At 66.2% G+C, this 17,394-nt stretch carries 14 protein-coding genes, 1 tRNA gene and 1 riboswitch; of the genes, 3 read left to right on the forward strand and 12 right to left on the reverse strand.

Annotation, left to right across the window (positions count from 1 at the left end):
* Positions 1–372 precede the first annotated feature (372 nt).
* The 4 genes from QO033_RS04300 to QO033_RS04315 form a co-directional block, all read right to left on the reverse strand.
* The gene (locus QO033_RS04300) at positions 373–3,675 is read right to left on the reverse strand and encodes an error-prone DNA polymerase (RefSeq protein WP_284479697.1); all 3,303 of its coding nucleotides are present in this window, start codon (positions 3,673–3,675) and stop codon (positions 373–375) included.
* The gene (locus tag QO033_RS04305; protein ID WP_284479698.1) at positions 3,672–5,126 is read right to left on the reverse strand and encodes a Y-family DNA polymerase; all 1,455 of its coding nucleotides are present in this window, start codon (positions 5,124–5,126) and stop codon (positions 3,672–3,674) included. The genes QO033_RS04300 and QO033_RS04305 overlap by 4 nt, the downstream gene beginning before the upstream one ends.
* Positions 5,068–5,619 carry an ImuA family protein gene (locus tag QO033_RS04310; protein WP_407682090.1) on the reverse strand — a complete coding sequence of 184 codons (552 nt, stop codon included), beginning with the start codon at positions 5,617–5,619 and terminating at the stop codon, positions 5,068–5,070. The genes QO033_RS04305 and QO033_RS04310 overlap by 59 nt, the downstream gene beginning before the upstream one ends.
* Positions 5,620–6,321: 702 nt before the next feature.
* A tRNA-Lys gene (locus QO033_RS04315) sits at positions 6,322–6,397 on the reverse strand.
* 206 nt (positions 6,398–6,603) lie between these two features.
* On the opposite strand from QO033_RS04315, the gene dapF reads away from it, so the two are divergent.
* Both dapF and mtaB read left to right on the forward strand, forming a co-directional pair.
* Positions 6,604–7,452 carry a diaminopimelate epimerase gene (dapF, locus tag QO033_RS04320; RefSeq protein WP_284479699.1) on the forward strand — a complete coding sequence of 283 codons (849 nt, stop codon included), beginning with the start codon at positions 6,604–6,606 and terminating at the stop codon, positions 7,450–7,452.
* Entirely contained in the window at positions 7,449–8,717 is a 1,269-nt protein-coding gene (gene mtaB / locus QO033_RS04325) for a tRNA (N(6)-L-threonylcarbamoyladenosine(37)-C(2))-methylthiotransferase MtaB (protein ID WP_284479700.1), read from the forward strand. The genes dapF and mtaB overlap by 4 nt, the downstream gene beginning before the upstream one ends.
* 239 nt (positions 8,718–8,956) lie before the next feature.
* On the opposite strand, the gene QO033_RS04330 is transcribed toward mtaB, so the two are convergent.
* The 5 genes from QO033_RS04330 to QO033_RS04350 form a co-directional block, all read right to left on the reverse strand.
* A complete protein-coding gene (locus QO033_RS04330) occupies positions 8,957–9,751 on the reverse strand; it encodes a cytochrome c1 (RefSeq protein WP_284479701.1) in 795 nt (264 codons plus the stop codon).
* 18 nt (positions 9,752–9,769) lie between these two features.
* A complete protein-coding gene (gene petB, locus QO033_RS04335; protein WP_284479702.1) occupies positions 9,770–11,122 on the reverse strand; it encodes a cytochrome b in 1,353 nt (450 codons plus the stop codon).
* A gap of 11 nt (positions 11,123–11,133) precedes the next feature.
* On the reverse strand, positions 11,134–11,697 hold the full coding sequence (petA, locus tag QO033_RS04340; RefSeq protein ID WP_284479703.1) for a ubiquinol-cytochrome c reductase iron-sulfur subunit: 564 nt from the start codon (positions 11,695–11,697) through the stop codon (positions 11,134–11,136).
* Between the two features lie 204 nt (positions 11,698–11,901).
* The gene (locus QO033_RS04345; protein WP_284479704.1) at positions 11,902–12,507 is read right to left on the reverse strand and encodes a glutathione S-transferase; all 606 of its coding nucleotides are present in this window, start codon (positions 12,505–12,507) and stop codon (positions 11,902–11,904) included.
* A gap of 57 nt (positions 12,508–12,564) precedes the next feature.
* The gene (locus tag QO033_RS04350) at positions 12,565–13,182 is read right to left on the reverse strand and encodes an FMN-binding negative transcriptional regulator (RefSeq protein ID WP_284479705.1); all 618 of its coding nucleotides are present in this window, start codon (positions 13,180–13,182) and stop codon (positions 12,565–12,567) included.
* A gap of 56 nt (positions 13,183–13,238) precedes the next feature.
* Positions 13,239–13,382, forward strand: a riboswitch (FMN riboswitch).
* A 76-nt stretch (positions 13,383–13,458) separates the two neighbouring features.
* On the opposite strand from QO033_RS04350, the gene QO033_RS04355 reads away from it, so the two are divergent.
* Positions 13,459–13,905, forward strand: coding sequence for a 6,7-dimethyl-8-ribityllumazine synthase (locus QO033_RS04355; RefSeq protein WP_284479749.1), 447 nt, complete (start codon positions 13,459–13,461; stop codon positions 13,903–13,905).
* 264 nt (positions 13,906–14,169) lie between these two features.
* Here QO033_RS04355 and QO033_RS04360 read toward each other — a convergent pair whose 3' ends face one another.
* From QO033_RS04360 to thiB, 3 genes are read right to left on the reverse strand one after another with little or no spacing between them, the layout of a single operon-like run.
* Positions 14,170–14,868 carry a thiamine ABC transporter ATP-binding protein gene (locus QO033_RS04360; RefSeq protein ID WP_284479706.1) on the reverse strand — a complete coding sequence of 233 codons (699 nt, stop codon included), beginning with the start codon at positions 14,866–14,868 and terminating at the stop codon, positions 14,170–14,172.
* Entirely contained in the window at positions 14,855–16,414 is a 1,560-nt protein-coding gene (locus QO033_RS04365) for a thiamine/thiamine pyrophosphate ABC transporter permease ThiP (RefSeq protein WP_284479707.1), read from the reverse strand. Before QO033_RS04365 ends, QO033_RS04360 begins: the two co-directional genes overlap by 14 nt.
* The gene (gene thiB / locus QO033_RS04370) at positions 16,390–17,376 is read right to left on the reverse strand and encodes a thiamine ABC transporter substrate binding subunit (RefSeq protein WP_284479708.1); all 987 of its coding nucleotides are present in this window, start codon (positions 17,374–17,376) and stop codon (positions 16,390–16,392) included. The genes QO033_RS04365 and thiB overlap by 25 nt, the downstream gene beginning before the upstream one ends.
* Positions 17,377–17,394: the final 18 nt, after the last annotated feature.

Consider the following 17,394-nt stretch of genomic DNA (forward strand, 5'->3'; position numbering starts at 1 on the left):
ACATCCGGCCCTTGCGGATGTTGTCGCCGGCCATGCCGGGTCTGCCATGCGGCGCCGTCGATCCGCACATAATGGTTGCCACGCGCCTTGATCGGCGCGCGCCTGACACACCGGGCCCAGGTGCGGGTGTGCAGGCTGTTGGGAAGGCGGCCGCCCGGCTGACCCTGGCTGCCGTCTTGCTATCGCCTGACGGTCACATCTTGATCCTGCGGATCGTCCGCCCGAGCCGAGCTGGCCCGCCAATGCGCAATCCCCCGATCCGGTCCGGACCGTGCGAATCCCGGAAACCGCAACCTGCACCGGTCGCGGCCGGCCGTGGGAGACCCCCAAAGGCCTTCCGCGCCGCCTTTCGGCTTGCCCCCTATTTCCGCGTCAATGGAAATCCCGGCTCGGAAACAATCGCTTGGCCTGCTCGCGGGGGTGCCTGGCGCGTGGAACCGGGCGAGATCTCGGCGCGCTGTCTGTCTGTGCGGTGGTCTGGCCGATGGCATCATCCATCGGGTGGCCCAGTTCGGACAGCCGGTGCGAGACGTCCTCGATCTGCTGCGCGATCAGGTGGGTGACGATACCTTCGCGCTGCAGCCGCCCCGTTACCCGCAACAGCCGTCCCCCCATCACGGCGCGGCGGAACCGCTCGAACACCTGCTTCCAGACCACGATGTTGCTGACCCCGGTCTCATCCTCCAGGGTCAGAAAGATCACCCCCGAGGCGGTGCCGGGCCGCTGGCGGGTGATGACGAGGCCGCAGACCGTGGTATCCCGCAGCGGGGCGGTGGCCAGCGCGTCGTGGCGGGTGAGCCCGGGCATCGAGGGGCGCAGCAATTCCATCGGATGAGCGCGCAGGGTCAGGCGCGTGGCGACGTAATCTTCGACCACCTCCTCGCCCAGGTGCATTTGCGGCAGGGAGACCGCGGGTTCGTGGATCGCCTCTCCGTCCAGCGGGTCGTTGAACAGCGGCAGTTGCGCCGGCGCCCGGATCGCGCGCACCTGCCACAGCGCATCGCGCCGCGTCAGCCCCATGCCGGCAAAAGCGTCCGCCTCGGCCAACCGCTCAAGCGCCGAGGGTGCGACGCCGGAGCGTAGCCAGACGCTTTCAGGGTCACGATAACCATTGCCGCGGGCCGCCACGATCCAGGTGGCATCCTCCTGCCGGAAGCCCTTGATCTGTCGGAACCCCAACCGCAGCGCCAGCGCCCCGTCGGGGCGGCGTTCGAGTGTGCTGTCCCAATCGCTGTGATTGACACAGATCGGACGGATCTCGACCTGATGGTCGCGGGCGTCGCGTACGATCTGGGCCGGGGCATAGAACCCCATCGGCTGGGAGTTCAGCAGTGCACAGGCGAAAACCGCCGGGTGATGGCGCTTCAGCCAGGCGGAAACATAGACCAGCAACGCAAAGGCCGCCGCATGACTTTCGGGAAAGCCATAATCGGCAAAGCCCTCGATCTGGGAAAAGCAGCGCTCGGCCACATCCAGATCATAGCCCTTGGCCATCATGCCGGCGATGAATTTGTCGCGATGCTCGCCAATAGTGCCCATGCGGCGAAAACTGGCCAGAGAGCGGCGCAGGTGGTCGGCCTCTTCGGCACTGTACCCCGCACCGACTACGGCGATTTGCAGGGCCTGTTCCTGAAACAGCGGCACACCCAGAGTCCGGCGCGTAACTTCTGCAAGCGCGGGGCCAAAAGGCTCTGGCGCCTCCAGCCCCTGCCGGCGCCGGATATAGGGCTGAACCATGCCGCCCTGAATGGGGCCGGGCCGCACGATGGCAACCTCAATCACCAGATCGTAGAACTCGCGCGGTTTCATACGGGGCAGGAAATTCATCTGCGCCCGGCTTTCGACCTGGAACACGCCGACCGCATCGGCACGCTGCAACATCCGATAGGTTTCGGAATCCTCTGCGGGCACACAATCAAGCGTCAGGTCCTGCTTTTCATGGTCCTTCAGAAGGCCGAACGCCTTGCGAATGCAAGTCAGCATTCCCAACGCCAGCACATCGACCTTGAGGATGTTCAGCGTATCAATGTCGTCCTTGTCCCATTCGATCAGGGTGCGGTCCGCCATTGCCGCATTCTCGATCGGGCAGAGCTCGTCCAGCCGGCTCCGAGTGATGACGAAGCCGCCCACATGCTGCGAGAGATGGCGGGGAAAGCCGATGATCTCGCCGATCAGGCGCAGAGTTTGCGACAACCGCCGGTCGCCGGGGTCAAGACCCAGCTCTCGGATGCGTTCAGGATTCAGCCCCGAGCTGGACGACCCCCAGATCTGTCCCGACAGGCTGGCTGTCGCGTCCTGGCTAAGCCCCATGACCTTGCCCACCTCACGGATCGCGGCGCGGGAACGGAAATGAATCACAGTCGCACACAGCCCCGCGCGATGGCGACCATATCGGGCGTAGATCCATTGAATGACTTCCTCGCGCCGTTCATGTTCGAAATCGACATCGATATCGGGCGGCTCGCCACGGTGACGCGAAATGAAACGTTCGAACACCATGCCGATCATGTCAGGGGAAACATCTGTGATGCCCAGCAGATAGCACAGGATCGAATTCGCCGCCGAGCCACGCCCCTGACACAGGATGCCCCGGGAGCGGGCGAACTGCACGATATCGTGGACGGTCAGGAAATAGGCCGGGTAGTTCAACTCCTGCACCACGGCCAGTTCCTTGGCCAGCAGAGTTTTCGCCTTCTCGGTTGCGCCGCCCGGATAGCGGCGGGCCAGCCCTTCCCGGGCCAGCCGGGTCAGGCGCACCATCGGAGGTTCCCCGCCATCTGCGATCTCGTCAGGGTATTGGTAGCTGAGTTCGGACAGATCGAAACTGCAGCGATTCGCGATCTCCAGCGTCCGGCGCAGGGCCGCGGGGTGGTGGTGAAACAGCCGCTGCATCTCCTGCACGCCTTTCAGGCGGCGCTCGGCATTGGCAAGCGACCGGGTGCCGATCGTGTCAATCGTACAGCCCTCGCGCATGCAGGTCAGCACATCGGCCAGCTGCCGCCGTGCGGCGCGGTGCATAAGCACGTCGCCCACGGCCACCATCGGCGTGGCACAGCGCAGGGCCAGCCGGGCGCAGGCGGCCAGCCAGTCCTGATCCGAACCATCATAACGCGGCGCGGCCCCCAGATAGACATAGCCGGGAAAGCGGCACCGGAGTTTCTGGAGAGCCGGCGCCGCCATTTCCAGCCTGTCGGTCAGCATGATCAGGATCATGCCTTCGCACCCTTCCAGCATGTCCTCCAGCGTCAGATCGCATTCGCCTTTCCCGGCGCGCCGCTTGCCCAGCGTCAAAAGCCGGGACAGCCGCTGATAGGCGGCGAGGTCGGTGGGCAGAGCCAGCCACTCCACCGGGCCGTCGCGCAGCACCAGCCGACAGCCGGTGATCAGCTTGGGCAGATGCGGCGGCGGAGGGGGCATGTCCTCCTGCTTGCCGATGTCCTGCCCCAAGGAGCTGTCCACCCCATGTTGTGAACGAATTGGCCCCCTGTCCGCAGCCTGGTCCTTGAGAATCTGCAAGGCACGATAGGCCCGCACCACACCGGCCAGCGAATTGCGGTCGGTGATGGCAATGGCGGTCAGCCCCAGTTCGGCGGCGCGCGTCACCAGCTCTTCAGGGTGAGACGCACCGGTCAGAAAGGTGAAGTTCGAGGTGACGCAGAGTTCGGCATAGCTCATGCGAATTCCCCCTGCACGAACCAACCGGGGTTTTGTGGCGTGTAGAACATCCACAGCCGCCGCCCCTCCAGGGTCTCGACCTGCCAATAATCACGCAGGCCACTTTGCCAGGCATCGTCAACCAGCCACCATTCCGGGCAGATCCGTTCCGGCCCGGAAGCGCGACCCGTGGTGAGTGCCATTCTGCGCCAGCGAAAACGCCGGGGCGGGCGCGGGCCAGTCGCCGCAATGGGTTCCGGAGAAAAGATCAGGACCGGGCGCGGGCGCAGGCAGGCCCAGCCCGCTTCGGGTTTGGAAAACGCCGCCGGGGCAATGGAAAAGCTCCGCTCGGGGATATGGCTGTCGGCGGGCAGGAAGCGGAGTACATTTTCCAGCCCGATCCGGGCGCCGATCCTGGTAATCAGGTCATCGAGCCGCCCTGGATCGCGTGTGCTGACATGCGTGACCTGCTCGGGAGGCAGGGGCTCGACCTGCAGCGCCTCCAACCGTATCTGGTCGATGCCGAAGCCAGCATTCACTTCAGCCACCCCACGCTGGAACAGCGGCAGGATGCGGGCCGCATCGCGCAGGGCGCGCGCCAAACGCAGCTCGACATCCTGCACCCCGCCATCCACCAGGCGCAGGGTCAGGCACAGCACCCGCGCCCCCGCCTGATGATCTGCCAGCTTGCCGCACAGCCGTTCGAGCAGCCGCTCTGTTCCGGCCATGACGTCGTCGACCAGTCCGATCGGATCAGGAAAGGTCATCCGCACGGCATAGCAGGGCGGTTCGGCCTCAGGGGTGATCTGTTCCGGCCGGGTGCCAAACGCCTGATCGAGACGCAACAGCAGTTCCGGCCCGAACCGGCGCGCCAGTGGTGCTCGCGGGCTCTCGGCCAACTGCCCGATGCTGCGCAGGCCCATGCGCTGCAGCGCCATGACCGTGTCGGGATCAAGCCGCAGGGCCTCGACGGGCAGGGTTTCCAGCACCGCCTCCTCGCCGTGGTGCGCGCGTGCCCAGGCTGCCCCACGCGTATCGCCGCAGCCGATCCGCACCGACAGACCCGCGCGGGCGAGGCGTGCGCGCATCGCGGTAATCATCGCCGCTTCGCCCCCGAACAGATGCGCCGACCCGGTAATGTCCAGAACCAGCCCGTCAGCCCCCTCAAACCCAACCCAGGGACACCAGCGTACCGCCCAACGGCGCAGCAGACCCAGAAACCGCTGATCCGCATGCAGGTCCGCCGGCCGGCTCGACAGGTTCGGACAAAAAGCCCGCGCATCGGAAAATGGCATCCCGCGATAGAGCCCGCGCGCTCGGGCGGGCTCGTTCAGGCAATAGATCCGGTTGGCATTGTTTTGCTGCAGCGTCAGGACAAAGGGGCCATCGACCGGACGTGCCCGCAAAACCCGGTCACTCGCGAACCGGGGAAACCACAGTGACACGATGCGTCTCCGGGTCCCATCGAACATGCCAGGCTCCATTTGTTCCTGATTTGTTCTTTTTAAGACTCCAGCATTGGCGAGTCGAGTCCTGCGCATCGAAGACCGGCGCGCAATGCCATCGGGTTTCGGCCGCATTACATCCCATGCCTTCGGGGATCAGGCATAGCCCTGTCGTGGTTCCGGCCCGGGCTGCCAGCTGCAGCCGCCGCCCGGCGGTCAGGCTGATCGGGGCCGTCAGTTCCAGCACAACGAAGGGCACCGCGCCATCGCGCAGAGCTTCCTCCGCCACTGCGAGCGTGTCGGTCTGGTCCTTCGTCTGCGCCAGAATCAGCCGTGACGGATCGAAGCCCCCGAAACCCGGCGGATTGAGCCGCTCGGGTCGCCAGCCTTCGCGCACCCAAAACACATCCGCCCCGATTTGCGCCGCGGTCCAGAGCGCAAAACTTACCGCAGCAGGCCCGAAGGCCTCATGCACACGCGAACGACGGGGAGGATAGGCGATCATGTCGGACAACGGCACCGGGCCGCTCAGTTGGAATTGACTGCATCGAGACTACACGAAGCGCACACCCCACGTCGATCACCACCCGTCATAGACAAGGCCGGTCGGGCGAGACGGAGAAGGATGCCGAGGGCCGGCGGACGAAGCGAGATCTCCCGGGCGTGCGGGAGGGGCGGGATTTTAGGAGCAAACGCGTCTTGCGCCACCGGAAGGCTTGGAACAATAGCGCCCTCGCCCGCGGTCCTCGAACCATGGCTGACAAGGTCCTGCCCGAGAGCGTCTTCAATCAGCTCAAACAAGAGCGGATCGGGCGCGGGACCAGCAGATCCTGCAAAGAAACACCCCGGAACGGGGTTCGACGACATCGGGACGTTCCGCAACCCAAGCGCAGGCCTGCGCAGTACGGGACAGCTTGCCGGGTGATCGGACTTTCTTTGCAACAGGTCCGGGCAAGACACGATCCACCGCAAGGCTGGACGTGCAATGCGGTGCCCGGCCAAGGCAGAGGCGACCGCCCATGAGATCGGCGCAATGGCGGGCCACAAAACGCTCTCCCAAACCCTGCAATGCACCACAGAAGCTCAGCACGAAGGAGGGGCCGATCCTGCCTTCGGCAAGCTGATTGCGAGGCCGGACCGCGAACGAAATCTGGTGAACCTTCCCAAAGGTCCGCCAATGAGGCTGACAACCTTAAGAAAAGAAATCATTTTCTGTGATGAGTGGTGAGCCGTGCAGGATTCGAACCTGCGACCCACTGATTAAAAGTCAGTTGCTCTACCAACTGAGCTAACGGCCCACTCTGTCGCCGGGGCAATGCCCCTTGCGGTCCCGCTTCCTAGGACAGAACCAACTGAGGTTCAACGCCTAAATTGCGGTGCCGATGCGCGTTTCCAAGGTCCCGCGCAGCGGATGGCGGGTCTCTAATGGCGGGGACGCCGGCGGTCAAGCCCAAAAGCGAGGTTTCTGCGCCGGAGACTGGATTCCGTTTCGCGCCGGGTCTATATGCCGGCCATGGCAGACCATGCGACCCCCTCTTTGCCCTTCATGAAAATGCACGGGCTCGGCAATGACTTCGTCATTCTGGATGCGCGCGCGCAGGCGATCGGCCTGCCGCCGGCGCTGGTGAAGGGAATCGCCCATCGCCACTTCGGCGTCGGCTTCGATCAGCTGGCGGTGATCGAACCCGGCCGGAACGGGGCCGATGCGCATCTGGTGTTCTACAACGCCGATGGCTCCACCTCCGCCGCTTGCGGCAATGCCACCCGCTGCATCGCCCGCCACCTGATGACCGAAACCCGCCGCGATGCGCTGACCCTGACCACCGAACGCGGCACGCTCTATGCCCGCGACGCCGGCGATGGGCTCACCTCGGTCAACATGGGGCCGCCGCAACTGCGCTGGGACGAAATCCCCCTGGCGCGGGAGATGGACACGCTGCGCCTGCCGATCGAAGGGGAGCCCACCGCCACCGGCATGGGCAACCCGCATTGCACCTTCTTCGTCGCGGATGCCGAGGCGGTCGATCTGGAGGCCCGCGGGGCGGAGATCGAGCACCATCCGCTCTATCCAGAGCGGACCAACGTGCAATTCGCCAGCCTGATCGGCCCAGACCACCTGCGCATGCGGGTCTGGGAGCGGGGCGTGGGAGTGACTCTGGCCTCCGGCTCCTCCTCCTGCGCCACCGCCGTCGCTGCGGCCCGGCGCGATCTCACCGGGCGCGCCGTCACCATCGAGCTCGACGGCGGTACCCTGCGGGTCGACTGGCGCGACGATGGCGTCTGGATGACCGGCCCCACCATGCATGTCTTCTCCGGGCAGTTCACCCCCGCCTTCCTGAAGAGCCTCGGATGAGCGCGCCGGTCTTCACCACCCTTGGCTGCCGGCTCAACACCTATGAGACCGAAGCGATGAAGGAACTGGCCCGCGACGCCGGGCTGGAAAACGCCGTGGTGGTCAATACCTGCGCGGTGACCGCCGAGGCGGTGCGCAAGGCGCGGCAGGAAATCAGGAAGCTGCGCCGCGACAATCCCGAGGCGCGAATCATCGTCACCGGCTGCGCCGCCCAGACCGAGCCGGAAACCTTCGCCGCCATGGCCGAGGTCGATCAGGTCATCGGCAATACCGAAAAGATGCAGCCCGCCACCTGGGCCGGCATGGCCGCCGATTTCATCGGCGAGACCGAACGCGTGCTGGTCGACGACATCATGTCGGTGACCGAAACCGCCGGCCACCTGATCGACGGCTTCGGCACCAGATCGCGCGCCTATGTACAGGTGCAGAACGGCTGCGATCACCGCTGCACCTTCTGCATCATCCCCTACGGCCGCGGCAATTCCCGCTCGGTCCCCGCCGGGGTGGTGGTCGACCAGATCAAGCGGCTGGTGCAGCGCGGCTATAACGAGGTGGTGCTGACCGGCGTCGATCTGACCAGCTGGGGCGCCGATCTGCCAGGAGAGCCCCGCCTGGGCGATCTGGTGATGCGCATCCTGCGCCTGGTGCCAGATCTGCCGCGGCTGCGCATCTCCTCGATCGATTCGATCGAGGCCGACGACAACCTGATGCAGGCCATCGCCACCGAACCGCGGCTGATGCCCCATCTGCACCTGAGCCTTCAGCATGGCGACGATCTGATCCTGAAGCGGATGAAACGCCGCCACCTGCGCGAAGACGCGATTCGCTTCTGCGAGGAGGCCCGCCGCCTGCGCCCGGAGATGACCTTCGGCGCCGATATCATCGCCGGCTTCCCGACCGAGACAGAGGCGCATTTCGAAAACTCTCTGAAGCTGGTGACCGACTGCGACCTGACCTGGCTGCATGTCTTCCCCTATTCCAAACGCCCCGGCACCCCCGCCGCGCGCATTCCGAATCAGGTCAGCGGCCCGGTGATAAAGTCCCGCGCCGCCCGGCTGCGCGCCGCCGGCGATCTGCAGGTCGACAAACACCTGACCGCCCAGATCGGCCGGTCGGCACAGGTGCTGATGGAAAACGCCCTGATGGGCCGGACCGAGCAGTTCACCGAAGTGACCTTCGCCGCGCCGCAGCCAGAGGGTCAGATCGTCCCCGCCCGCCTCACCGGCCGCAACGACGACAGCCAACTGACCGCGATCCCGCTCTGAACGGGTCCAGGGGCGCTGTCCCAGCGCCTCATCGGGCCGCCTCCCGGCTATCCAGCGTCAGAAGGCGGGAGGTCCCGCGCACGCCAATCCTGTCTTCCCCCAACCTTTCTTCTCTGCCCAAATACTCCGGGGGAGACGCGGCGCCAGCCGCGGCGGGGGCGGAGCCCCTTTTCATCCAAGCAAAAGAAAACCCCCGCCGAAACCGGCGGGGGCCATATCCTTGTCACCGGGAGCGGCGATCAGGCTTCCAGCTTCTTGCCCTTGATCGGCGCCCAGATGCGCTTGTTGGTGAGGTAGAGCAGCGCCGCCAGGATCACCAGGAAGATCACCCCGACCAGGCCCGCCTGCTTGCGCGCCATCATCTTCGGCTCCGCCGCCCACATCAGGAAGGCCGCGACATCCTGCGCCTCGTGATGCAGTTCGTTCGAGTGACCGTCGGCGAATTCCACATCCTCGCCCGACAGCGGCGGCGGCATCGCGATCCAGCCGGTCGAGAAGGCGTGGTTTTCGTAGAACAGCGTACCGGCCTCTTCCTTCGTCTCGCCGGTATAGCCGGTGAGGATGGAGGCGATGTACTCCGGCCCGCCGATGCCGTTGAACAGCTGGCTGATGCCGGTGCCCAGCGGCCCGTGGAAGCCGGCACGCGCCTTGGCCATCAGGCTGAGGTCGGGTGCCTTGGGGTCGTTGCCAACCGGGAAGTGATCGGTCGGCGTGGCCGGCCGGTCTTCGTCCAGCTCGGGGTCGTAGACCTGGAAGTTCTGCGCGGCATAGGCGCGGACCTGATCCTCGGGCAGCGCCGGGCCGCCTTCGTCCGCCAGCGTGCGGATCGGCACGAATTTCATGCCGTGGCAGGCGGCGCAGACCTCGGTGTAGATCTGCAGACCGCGTTGCAGCTGGTTCTGGTCATAGGTGCCGAAGGGTCCTTCGAAGGAGAAGGAGAAATCCTCGACATGGCCACCGCCGCCGGCGGCCTGCGACATCGACGGTCCCAGCGCCAGAGCGAGGGCGGCACCGATAGCAAGTTTCTTCAACATCTTATCCGGTCCCTTCTCTTACTCGGCGGGGGTCGCTTCGGCGCCGCTCAGCTCGGCCGAGGCGGTTTTCTTGCCGTAATGCGCATCGAAATCCTCTTCGATCGTCGCGGGAACGGCATCGGGTTTCTCGATGACACCGAGGATCGGCAGGATCACCAGGAAGTAGGCGAACCAGTAGGCCGCCGCCACCAGCGAGATCGAGGCATAGGGTTCCTCGGCCGGCATGCCGCCCAGCCACATCAGGGCGAAGAAGTCGATCACCAGCAGCAGGAACCACCATTTGAACATCGGCCGGTACTTGCCCGAGCGCACCGAGGAGGTGTCGAGCCAGGGCACCAGCGCCATGGCCAGGATGGCACCGAACATCGCGATCACCCCGAAGAACTTCGCATCGACGATCCCGCCGGTGACGAAGGAGGCGATCTGCACCACCCAGACGTCGGAGGTGAAGGCGCGCAGGATGGCGTAGAACGGCAGGAAGTACCATTCAGGCACGATATGCGCCGGGGTCGAGAGCGGGTTCGCCTCGATATAGTTGTCCGGGTGACCCAGGTAGTTCGGCATGAAGCCGACGATCGCCCAGAACACCACCAGAACGATGGCGAGCCCCACGAAGTCCTTGATCACGAAATAGGGCCAGAACGGCAGCGTGTCTTTCTTGGCCTCTTCCTTCGACCCGCGGCGCACCTCGACCCCGGTGGGGTTGTTGTTGCCGGTGGTATGGAAGGCCCAGATATGCACGATGACCAGCGCCGCGATCACGAAGGGCAGCAGATAGTGCAGCGAGAAGAAGCGGTTCAGCGTCGCATTCGACACCGCCGGCCCGCCCAGCAGCCAAGTCTGCAACGAATCGCCGATGAAGGGAATCGCGCCGAACAGGCCGGTGATCACCGTGGCGCCCCAGAAGGACATCTGGCCCCAGGGCAGCACATAGCCCATGAAGGCCGTGCCCATCATCGCCAGATAGATCAGCATGCCGACGATCCAGGTGATTTCGCGCGGCGCCTTGTACGAGCCGTAGAACAGACCGCGGAAGATATGGATGTAGACCGCGACAAAGAACAGCGAAGCGCCGTTGGCATGCAGATAGCGCAGCATATGGCCGCCGTTCACGTCGCGCATGATGTGCTCGACGCTGGCGAAGGCCAGATCCACATGCGGGGTGTAATGCATCACCAGAACGATGCCGGTGACGATCTGCAGCGCCAGGCAGAAGGCCAGGACGATGCCCCAGATCCACCACCAGTTCAGGTTCTTCGGCGTCGGGATCATGATGGTGTCATAGATCAGCCCAACGATCGGCAGGCGGCGGTTCAGCCACTTTTCTGCACCGGTCTTGGGCTCGTAATGATCGTGCGGAATTCCGGACATAAGCGCCTCCCTTACCCCAGCTTGATGGTGGTTTCGTCGACGAATTCCGCGACGGGCACCGGCAGGTTCTCCGGTGCCGGCCCTTTGCGGATACGGCCGGCCGTGTCGTAATGCGACCCGTGGCAGGGGCAGAACCAGCCATCGTAATCGCCCGAATTGTTGCCCAGCGGCACACAGCCGAGGTGGGTGCAGACCCCCATCATGACCAGCCATTCACCGGCCTCGTCCATGGTGCGGTTCTCGTCGGTGGCCGGAACGTCGGCGCCCTTGTTCACGTTGCGCGCGTTGGTATCGACCAGCTCGCTCATCTCGACGGCACGGCCCTCTTCGATCTCCTTCTCGGTGCGACGGCGGATGAACACCGGCTTGCCGAGGAATTTGACCGTGATCTGGGTGCCGGTCTCGACGCCGCTGACATCGACTCGGATCGAGGACATCGCCTGAACGTCGGCCGAGGGGTTCATCTGGTTGACCAGAGGCCAGATGACGGCCCCGGCTGTGACGGCACCCGCACCTGCGGTCGCGTAATAGAGGAAATCCCTCCGGGTGCCTTCGTGGTCTTCTGCGTGGGACACGAGGTTTTCTCCAGTTCCAGGCCCCCTTCGGGGCGGTAAGCGCCAACACCGCACGCGCGCAGTGTCTCAGCGTGGTTTTCTACCGATGACATTCGTTCACGTCCAGCCACCTTGACCCCTTCAAGAGGCACCTGAAGGGTGGTTTGACGCAGAATGGTCACACTTATGTGAGCAATCGGCCCGCCTTAATTTTATAGCCGAAACTCATGTTTCCGGGCGAGTCGCAATCATCGAGGGGCGTGATTCGAAGTCGGCGTACCAAGCCGCCAACTGCGGGCAGCCGCTGCGCCAGTCGCGCCCGGGATGACGGAAATCCAGATACCCCAGCGCACAGGCCACCGCGATCTGCCCCATGTTCAGGGGGCCCGACAGCAGCTCCATCATCCGCGCCTCGATCGCCTGGACACCGCCGATCGCCTTCGCCCACTGCGCCTCGATCCACGGAGGATAATGCAGCGATTCCGGGCGGATGCGCCCCTCGTAGACCATCAGAACCGCCGCCTCGAGCACCCCCTCGGCGGTGGCCTCAAGCACCAGAACATCCCACAGCCGGTCCTCGGGATAGACCCCCGCCTGAGCGCGCACGTCGAGATAGCGGGTGATCACCCGGCTGTCATAGATCGTGCGGCCGTCCTCCAGCACCAGCGCCGGAATCTTGCCCAGCGGATTGGCCTCGCGCAGCATGGCATCGGTGTCCACCGGGGTGGTCACCACCGGCAGTTCCTCGATCTCCGCCGTCAGCCCGATTTCCGCCGCCAGCACCCGCACCTTGCGCACGAAGGGCGAGGCGGGGGACATGATCAGCTTCATCAAAACGAACTCCTCCTCCCGTTTCGCCTCGACCCTAGGCGCAGGCCGGGCCGCTGTCTACTGTTGCCGCATCAGCCCGGCGAGCGCTGCCAGCTCCGCCCCGATCCCGGCCTCCTCGATGCCGGCGGCAGCCGCCAGCCGCACCGCCTCGGGCTTGTTCTGGCCGAGCTTCCAGGTGCCTTCCACCGTCTCGATCCTCAGCCGCACCGGCACGATCATCCGCATCAGCCGTGCCAGAACCTCCGGGTCCATCTTGGCTCTGCGCCAGGGAATCTTGGGCAACAGGCGATCTTCGAACAGATCGGACAGCCGGTCCAGAACGCCGGCCAGCTCCTCCTGCGGCCGCAGCTCCAGAACACCGGTCAGATGCACGGCAACGTAATTCCAGGTCGGCACCTGATCGTCGATGCCGTACCAGTCGGGGGAGACATAGCTGTCGGGTCCGTTGACGGCGAGCCTGGCCGGCAGCGGCGCGCTCAGCGCCCGGGCGATCGGATTGGATCGGACCAGATGCAGCTCCACCGTCTCGCCATCCTCCGACAGCAGGAAAGGCACGTGGCTCAGCATCGGGGCGGCGCCAGCAACGGACACCGCCAGGACCCCGAAGCTGCGGGCCCGTGCAAAGGCCAGGTTTTCCGCCACGCTGGCGGTATGAAAGACCGGATTTGGATGCATCGTGGCGTCTCCTTCCCGGACAGTCTTGAAACCTGCCGCCCGGCTTGGCAAGTTGGCGGCGTTCTCAGGGCGGGGTGAAATTCCCCACCGGCGGTATGCGGGCACGACCCGTGAGCCCGCGAGCGGCCCCAATCGGGGTGTCAGCAGATCCGGTGAGAGGCCGGGGCCGACGGTTACAGTCCGGATGAAAGAGAACGTGCGTCCCGCCCGGCCCCGCCCGTGCGGGCGCCCGTGATCGCCTTGGGTGACGTGTCTGAACCTATAGGAGAGATCATGATGACACCCACCCGCTTCGCCTTCGTCAAAGCCCAGTGGCACGCCGATGTGGTGGACCGCGCGCTCGACGGATTTCTTGAGCTGATCCCGGCCGATCAGGTCGATGTCTTCGATGTCCCCGGCGCCTTTGAGATGCCGCTGCTGGCCCGCGATCTGGCAGCGACCGGCAATTACGCCGCCGTGGCCTGCGCCGCGCTGGTGGTCGACGGCGGCATCTATCGCCACGATTTCGTCGCCCAGGCGGTGGTCGACGGGCTGATGCGCGCCGGGCTCGACACCGGGGTGCCGGTGCTCTCGGTGTCGCTGACGCCGCACCACTATCAGGAAACGCCGCAGCACACTGAGTTCTTCCGCGCCCATTTCGTTCAGAAGGGCCGTGAGGCCGCCGAGGCCGCGCGCGCCATCACCAGAACCCGCGCCGCCCTTCTGCCGCTGGCCGCGGAGTGATGCCGCGCCGGAGGGGGGAGCCCCCTCCGGCCGTTCATCGCGGACACTCCTCGCGGGAATTGCGGTCGCGCCGAGTGGCATCTGGCAATGGCAGACGCTGCATTGAAAAGGAGGCTCCCCGGAGTGCCTCAAGCGCCTCCCGGGGCTCCGCCCGTTCGCGGCTGAAACGCTCCCCCGGAGCGTTTCCGGGACGCCGCTCACCCCCCTTTTTCCGGCCTTAAATATCCCGGGGGGGATCGCCGCAGGCGATGCGGGCAGCGCCCCCTACCCTTCGCCCAGATAGGCCCGGAGCGCCGGCGGCGGGGTATCGAGCAGCGCCGCCACCGGCTGCGGCGCCCCGGCCACCCCATCGGCCACCAGAATGGCCTGCCCGGCGATCCGCCGGGCATCGGCAGGATCGTGGCTGATCATCATCAGCGTCGCGCCACTCTCCGCCGCCAGCTCCGCCACCAGATCGAGCATTTCCGCCTTCAGCGCCGGACCCAGCGCCGCGAAGGGCTCGTCCAGCAACAGAAGCGGCCGGCCCTGCAGCAATACCCGCGCCAGTGCCGCCCGGCTCTGCTGCCCGCCCGACAGCGCGGCAGGCTTTCGATCCTCCAGCCCCTCCAGCCCGACGCGCGCCAGCGCCTGCCGCACCCGTGTCCGATCCGCCGGGGTCAGCCGCAGGTCGGGACTGACCCCGAGACCCGCGTTCTCCGCCACACTCAGATGCGGAAACAGGTTGCCGTCCTGGAACAACATCGCGATGGGTCGCGCCCCCGGAGCGTCGCGGCCGATATCGCGCCCGTCCCAGAGGATCCGCCCCGCCGCCAGATCGCGAAACCCGGCAATCGCCTCGAGCAGCGTGGTCTTGCCGGCGCCCGAGGGGCCGATCACCGCCACCCGTGCCCCGGTCTCCACCGACCAGTCGGCACGCAGGGTGAAATCGCCCGACCGGATCTGCACGCCCTCAAGCCTCAGCATGGCGGCGCCCTCCCCGGTCGAAGAGCCAGAACAACAGCACCGACAGGGTCAGCAGCAACAGCGCCGCGCCCGCCGCCGCCTCCATCCGGTAGGCGCCCATCAGGCGATAGATCTGCAGCGGCAAGGTGGCGACCTCCTGATCGGCAAACAGCGCAATGACCCCCAGATCGCCCATCGACAGCGCCGCGGCAAGCCCGGCGGCAAACCCGATCTGCGGCCGCATCCGGGGCCAGAGCACAAGGCGGACAAACGCCCTTCGCCCCATGTTCAGGCTCAGCGCCAGGCGCCCGAAATCGCCGATCACCGCCCGCGCCCGCGGCACCAGGATGCGCAATGCGAAAGGCAAGGCCATCAGCGCGTTGACCAGCGCCGTCACCGGCAGCGCCAGGGCCGCCGGATCGGCGACTGGATAGATCACGATGAAAGCGCCGGTGCCGATCACCAGCGGCGACACCGCCATGCCCAACAACCCCGCACCCTCGACCCAGCCGGGATGACGCATCAGCGCCACCGCCACCGCCATCGGCAGCGCGATCAGCAGCAGGATCGCCGTGCTGCCCGCCGCGATCAGCAGCGAATTCAGCGCCGCGCCCCAGACGCTGGCCGGCAGGGCGATCAGGCCCGCGACACCCTCGGTCGCGATGGCGGCCAGCGGCAGCAGCAAAAACAGCGCGGCAAGGGCAATGGCCAGCCCATCCTGCCCCTTCAGCACCCAGCCCTGCGCATCCCAGCGCCGGATCGCGCGGTCGAGCCCGACGCCGAAGCCCTCGCCCATCGCCGCGCGTAGGGCCAGCGCCGCGGCCACGCCGGTCAGAACGATCTGCAGCACCGACAACAGCGCCGCGCGGGCCAGGTCGAAATCGAAGCGGAAGGCCTGATAGATCGCCAGTTCCACCGTCGTCGCCCGCGGCCCGCCGCCCAGCGTCAGCGCCACGGCGAAGGAGGTCAGACAGATGGCGAAGATCACCGCCAGCGCCCCCGGCGCGGTGCGGCGCAGCATCGGCCATTCCAGCAGCCGCCAGATCGCCCCCGGCCCGGCGCCCAGCTGGGCGGCCAGACGAAACCGTTCCGCCGGGATCTCCTGCCAGCCCTGCAGGATCAGCCGCGTTGCCAGCGGCAGGTTGAAGAAGACATGCGCCAGCACCACCCCATGCAACCCGTAGATGCGCAGCGGCGGCAGTCCGATCAGGCTCAACCCCTGACTGATCCACCCCGAGCGGCCGAAGACCGCCAGAAGCCCCAGCACCGCAACGATCACCGGCAGGATGAAGGGCGCCCCCATCAACGCGATCAGCGCCGCGCGGCCCGGAAACCGCCGCCGCGCCAGCGCCCGCGCCACCGGCAGGGCGAAGCCCACGCTCACCCCCGCCGACAGCGCCGCCTGCACCACGGTGAAGCGCACCGCCTGCCAATCGGCGGGACCGAGGCCACGCCCAGCCTCCGCCCGCCAGAACACCGCCGCCAGCGCACCGAGGATCAGCACCGCGACGCCCAGCGCCGCGACGACCCCCAGCGCCGGGCTCAGCGGCTGAGCGCGGCGAGCCATTCGGCCAGCGCCGGATCGCGCAGCGCCGCCGCCTCATCGGACGGGAACAGCAACGCGGTCTTCGGCTGGGTCAGCGTCTCGAACCCCTTCGGCAGCCCTGCGGCGGGGGTGACGGCAGGATACATCCAGTTGGCGGTCGGGATCACCGACTGGAAGGCATCGGTCACCATGAACTGCAGGAACCGATCCGCCAGCTCCGGCTGATCGGAGGCCGCCAGCTTGCCCGCGACCTCGACCTGCATGTAGTGGCCCTCGTCAAAGAGCGCGGTGGTCTTGCTGTCGTCCTCTTCCGCAATCAGGTGATAGGCCGGCGAGGTGGTGTAGGACAGCACCATGTCGGCCTCCCCGTCCAGGAACAGCCCATAGGCCTCCGACCAGCCCTTGGTGACGGTGACGATATTGTCGGAAAGCCCGGCCCAGATCGCCGGCGCCTCATCGCCATAGGCGGCCTTCACCCACATCAGCAGGCCCAGCCCGGGGGTGGAGGAGCGCGGGTCCTGGATCACGATCTTCAGATCGCTGTCGGCCAGTTCGCGAAAGCTGTGCGGCGCCACCAGATCGCGGTTCTGCACGAAGGCGAAATAGCCCCAGTCATAGGGGATGAAGGTACTGTCGGACCACTCCAGCGGCAGGGTGTACTCGGCCGCGACCTCGACCGGCGCGAACAGCCCGGTGTCGCGGGCGGCGGCGGTCAGGTTGGTATCGAGACCCAGAACCACATCCGCCTCCGACCGCGCGCCCTCCAGCCGCAGCCGCGCCAGCAGCGCGGCGCCATCGCCGGCGGCGACGAATTTCAGATCGCAGCCGCAGTCCGCCTCGAAGGCCTTTTCGATCGCCGGACCCGGACCCCAGTCGCTGACGAAACTGTCATAGGTATAGACGGTGAGAACGGGGGTCTCCGCCGCGGCCATCTGGCCCGCTGCGCTGGTGATCAGTCCCGCTGCAAATGCAAGATACTTCATGGCATCCTCCTTTGCGGC

The organism is Pseudodonghicola flavimaris (genome assembly GCF_030164425.1).
GTDB classification, from domain to species: Bacteria; Pseudomonadota; Alphaproteobacteria; order Rhodobacterales; family Rhodobacteraceae; genus Pseudodonghicola; species Pseudodonghicola flavimaris.

Bases quoted from the DNA above. Each gene is read 5' to 3' on its own strand.
- QO033_RS04365 (WP_284479707.1), bottom strand. From the start codon at position 16,414: ATGGCTCGCCGCGCTCAGCCGCTGAGCCCGGCGCTGGGGGTCGTCGCG.
- mtaB (WP_284479700.1), top strand. From the start codon at position 7,449: ATGAGCGCGCCGGTCTTCACCACCCTTGGCTGCCGGCTCAACACCTAT.
- QO033_RS04345 (WP_284479704.1), bottom strand. From the start codon at position 12,507: ATGAAGCTGATCATGTCCCCCGCCTCGCCCTTCGTGCGCAAGGTGCGG.
- petB (WP_284479702.1), bottom strand. From the start codon at position 11,122: ATGTCCGGAATTCCGCACGATCATTACGAGCCCAAGACCGGTGCAGAA.
- dapF (WP_284479699.1), top strand. From the start codon at position 6,604: ATGCCGGCCATGGCAGACCATGCGACCCCCTCTTTGCCCTTCATGAAA.
- thiB (WP_284479708.1), bottom strand. From the start codon at position 17,376: ATGAAGTATCTTGCATTTGCAGCGGGACTGATCACCAGCGCAGCGGGC.
- QO033_RS04360 (WP_284479706.1), bottom strand. From the start codon at position 14,868: ATGCTGAGGCTTGAGGGCGTGCAGATCCGGTCGGGCGATTTCACCCTG.
- QO033_RS04330 (WP_284479701.1), bottom strand. From the start codon at position 9,751: ATGTTGAAGAAACTTGCTATCGGTGCCGCCCTCGCTCTGGCGCTGGGA.
- QO033_RS04350 (WP_284479705.1), bottom strand. From the start codon at position 13,182: ATGCATCCAAATCCGGTCTTTCATACCGCCAGCGTGGCGGAAAACCTG.
- QO033_RS04355 (WP_284479749.1), top strand. From the start codon at position 13,459: ATGACACCCACCCGCTTCGCCTTCGTCAAAGCCCAGTGGCACGCCGAT.
- QO033_RS04305 (WP_284479698.1), bottom strand. From the start codon at position 5,126: ATGTTCGATGGGACCCGGAGACGCATCGTGTCACTGTGGTTTCCCCGG.
- QO033_RS04300 (WP_284479697.1), bottom strand. From the start codon at position 3,675: ATGAGCTATGCCGAACTCTGCGTCACCTCGAACTTCACCTTTCTGACC.